Source organism: Vibrio sp. OPT46 (assembly GCF_015163535.1).
In the GTDB taxonomy this organism is placed as follows: Bacteria; Pseudomonadota; Gammaproteobacteria; order Enterobacterales; family Vibrionaceae; genus Vibrio; species Vibrio alginolyticus.
Genome location: NZ_JADDYG010000824.1, coordinates 168,012 through 171,586 on the forward strand (window position 1 = coordinate 168,012; position 3,575 = coordinate 171,586).

Genomic DNA, 3,575 nt, shown 5'->3' on the forward strand with positions numbered 1-3,575 from the left:
CCACCTGTTGGCATGAATTCCACTGGGTAAACCGCCGTGAGTGCTTTCAGCATGTTTACGCCGCCTGATGGCTCAGCAGGGAAGAACTTCAACATACGCAGACCCATTTCCATCGCTTGCTCAACCAAGCTTGGGTTGTTTACACCCGGTACGATAGTCACACCACGTTGCTGACAGTATTTCACTGTGGTTGGGTTGAAGCCTGGGCTAACGATAAAGTCCACGCCCGCTTCGATCGCGATATCCACTTGTTCTGTGGTCAGAACGGTGCCCGCGCCAATCAACAGTTCTGGGTACGCTTCACGCATGATGCGAATCGACTCCGCCGCCGCTTCGGTGCGGAATGTCACTTCCGCACATGGTAAACCGTTTTCTACCAACACTTTTGCCAGTGGCAGAGCGTGTGCTACGTCGTTGATTGCGATAACTGGGACGATTTTGATTTCTCTTAATCGTTGTTCAAGTGTTGTCATGGGGAACCTCTAAAGAATAAAGCTTAATGTTGCGACGATAATAAACGCGATACCGCCAAGTAACGTTTCCATTACCGTCCAAGTTTTTAACGTGGTTTTCTCATCCATCTCAAGGAGACGAGATACCAACCAGAAACCAGAGTCATTGAAGTGAGACAGTACCGTTGCGCCACCCGCAATCGCGATTACGATAAAGCAAAGGTCTAGTTCACTCAAACCTGTTGATGCAGCCACAACTGGCGCGATAAGAGCCGCCGTAGTGGTTAGCGCTACGGTTGCCGAGCCTTGAGCAACACGCAGACAGGTTGAAATCACAAACGCCGCCACAATCACAGGCATACCTGTGTCTGTAAGAACGTCAGCCAGTGCATCACCGATACCACTTGAACGCAGTACGCCGCCAAACATGCCACCTGCACCCGTGACTAGGATAACACCACAGATAGGAGCCAATGACTCACCACATAATTTTTCTAGTTTTGCCATGCCGTAGTCTTTGGCAAACACAGCCAGACAGACAATCAAAGTGATCAGCAACGCAACTGGGGTTTTACCTAGCATACGTAGGAACTCAACCAGTGCCGTTTTGCCATCAATCACACCCGCAACCGCCAGTGTGTTCAATACCGTATCCAAACAGATTAGCAGGACTGGCAGCACAAGGATGGTCATAACCGTGCCAAATTTTGGTGCGTTGCGCTCATCCACCATCGCTTCGCCATTAAAGAAGGCTTTAGATAGTGGGATATCGAATTTTTTGCCCGCGTACAAACCAAATAGGTAAGCGCCAAGGTACCAAGTTGGAATAGCAACCAAAATACCCACCACCAATAGCAGACCGATGTTTGCGCCAAGGAATTCTGCCGCTGCAACCGGACCTGGGTGTGGTGGAACAAACGCGTGCATAACCGCAAAAGCACCAGCTGCAGGCAACGCGTATTTAATTGGTGAGCCACCAAAACGAGCCGCCACACTTAGGATGATTGGCATCATCACTACAAGGCCAGCATCGAAGAAGATTGGGAAGCCAAACAGTAATGAAGCGACGCCCAAAGCAAATGGTGCGCGCTCTTTACCAAAGCGACCAATCAAAGTGTCTGCCAGCACTTTCGCACCGCCAGTCACTTCAAGAATTTTACCGATCATCGCACCGAGACCAACCAGCAATGCCACGGAAGCCAGCGTGCCGCCGAAGCCGCCCATCATGGTCGATACGACTTTCTCTGAAGGAACGCCAGTGGCGATTGCCGTACCTAAACTCACCATAGTAAGGGAAGCAAAAGCATGGACTTTCAGTTTAATGATCAGAACGAGTAACGCTGCAATGGCAAGGCCTGCAATCGTCAGTAGGAACGTAGGATCTGGGGCTTGGGTTAATTGCTCCATAGGTTCACCTTTAAGAATTATTGTTTGTGTTATGGTTCACATTTATTTCAGTTACCGGTAACATGTTACCGATAACATGAATAAGATAAACCCATATTTTAAAGTGAATTCAAAAATTGAGATCACGCGCAAATTTGGTTATGAGGATAAGTTATGGCTGGTAGTAGTGTCATCGTTATGGGCGTTTGTGCTAGTGGTAAAAGCACAATTGGTGAGCATCTAGCGAAAAAGCTAGGGCGTAAATTCATTGATGGTGATGATCTTCATCCACGAGCGAACATTCAGAAAATGGCTTCGGGCCAACCTCTGAACGATGATGATCGCAAGCCATGGCTAGAACGCATTCGTGATGCGGCGTACAGCCTAGAAAGCAAAAACGAACACGGCATTATTGTCTGTTCAGCACTGAAAAAGATTTACCGCGATCAGATCCGCGAAGGCAACAACAACGTGACCTTCCTGTTCCTTGATGGCGATAGGGAGTTGATCCTTAATCGCATGCGTATGCGCAAAGGCCACTTCATGAAAGAAAACATGGTGAAGAGCCAATTCGAGACACTAGAGCGCCCAGACAACGAGCCTCAAACTCTGATCGTCAGTATCGACGGAGACATCAGCGACGTGTTGGAACGCTCTGCCGCTGAGCTAATCAAAATGCAAGCGATCGAGGTGGCGTAATGACTCACTCTGTTGTTCTTGAGGTCACACAACGCTTGACCGAGCGCAGCCGTGAAGCGCGCGCTGCCTTTCTTGCTCGCACCGAAGTGCAAGCCGAAGCTGGCAAAGGCCGTGTTGGTTTATCTTGTGGTAACTTAGCCCATGCAGTCGCCGCTTCTTGCTCTTCTGAAAAGAAAAATATTCTCGATTTTACTCATGCCAATGTCGCGCTGATCAGCGCCTACAACGACATGTTGAGCGCCCACCAGCCGTACCAAGACTACCCAGCACAAATCAAAAAAGTGCTGGCGGACTACGGCCATACGGCGCAAGTCGCAGGTTGTGTGCCAGCGATGTGCGATGGGGTGACTCAAGGTCAAGCAGGCATGGATATGTCGCTGTTTTCGCGTGACTTAATTGCGCAATCAACGGCGTTGTCTTTGAGTCACAATGTCTTTGATGCCACATTACTGCTTGGCATCTGTGACAAAATCGCACCGGGGCAACTGATGGGCGCGCTGTCTTACGCACACCTACCAACGGCGTTTGTGCCAGCGGGTCTGATGGCAACAGGCATCAGCAACGAAGAGAAAGTCGACGTGCGCCAAAAATACGCAGCGGGAGAAGTCGGCAAAGACGCTCTGCTGGATATGGAGTGTCGCGCTTACCACTCTGCGGGTACGTGTACATTTTACGGCACCGCCAATACCAACCAGTTGGTGTTCGAAGCCATGGGCTTGATGCTGCCAGGTTCGGCATTCATTCATCCCCATACCCAACTGCGTAAAGCGTTAACCAATCACGCGGCTCTGAAAATCGCCTCAATGACGGCGGGTTCTGCACACTTCCGTCCGCTGGCCGAGGTGGTCACAGAAAAGAGCTTGGTCAACGGCATCATCGCTCTACTTGCATCTGGCGGCAGCACCAATCACACCATTCATATGATCGCCGTGGCGCGTGCTGCTGGCATCTTGCTCACCTGGCAAGACATCAGCGATCTGTCGGATGTGGTTCCTTTATTAGCGCGCGTTTACCCGAACGGCCCAGCCGATATGAACG

4 protein-coding genes are annotated in these 3,575 nt (G+C 50.3%); 2 read left to right on the forward strand and 2 right to left on the reverse strand.

The window, feature by feature from the left end; all coding sequences use genetic code 11:
* Both IQR33_RS28850 and IQR33_RS28855 read right to left on the reverse strand, forming a co-directional pair.
* Positions 1-473 (reverse strand): bifunctional 4-hydroxy-2-oxoglutarate aldolase/2-dehydro-3-deoxy-phosphogluconate aldolase (locus IQR33_RS28850; RefSeq protein ID WP_228014202.1); only part of this gene is annotated, 473 nt, incomplete at its 3' end.
* A gap of 9 nt (positions 474-482) precedes the next feature.
* Positions 483-1,859 carry a GntP family permease gene (locus IQR33_RS28855; RefSeq protein WP_012841240.1) on the reverse strand — a complete coding sequence of 459 codons (1,377 nt, stop codon included), beginning with the start codon at positions 1,857-1,859 and terminating at the stop codon, positions 483-485.
* 153 nt (positions 1,860-2,012) lie between these two features.
* Between IQR33_RS28855 and IQR33_RS28860 the strand changes: the two genes are divergently transcribed.
* Together IQR33_RS28860 and IQR33_RS28865 are read left to right on the forward strand one after the other, a co-directional pair.
* The gene (locus tag IQR33_RS28860) at positions 2,013-2,537 is read left to right on the forward strand and encodes a gluconokinase (protein ID WP_193837272.1); all 525 of its coding nucleotides are present in this window, start codon (positions 2,013-2,015) and stop codon (positions 2,535-2,537) included.
* On the forward strand, positions 2,537-3,575 hold a 1,039-nt coding region (locus tag IQR33_RS28865), incomplete at its 3' end, for a dihydroxy-acid dehydratase (protein WP_193844266.1). The genes IQR33_RS28860 and IQR33_RS28865, both read left to right, overlap by 1 nt.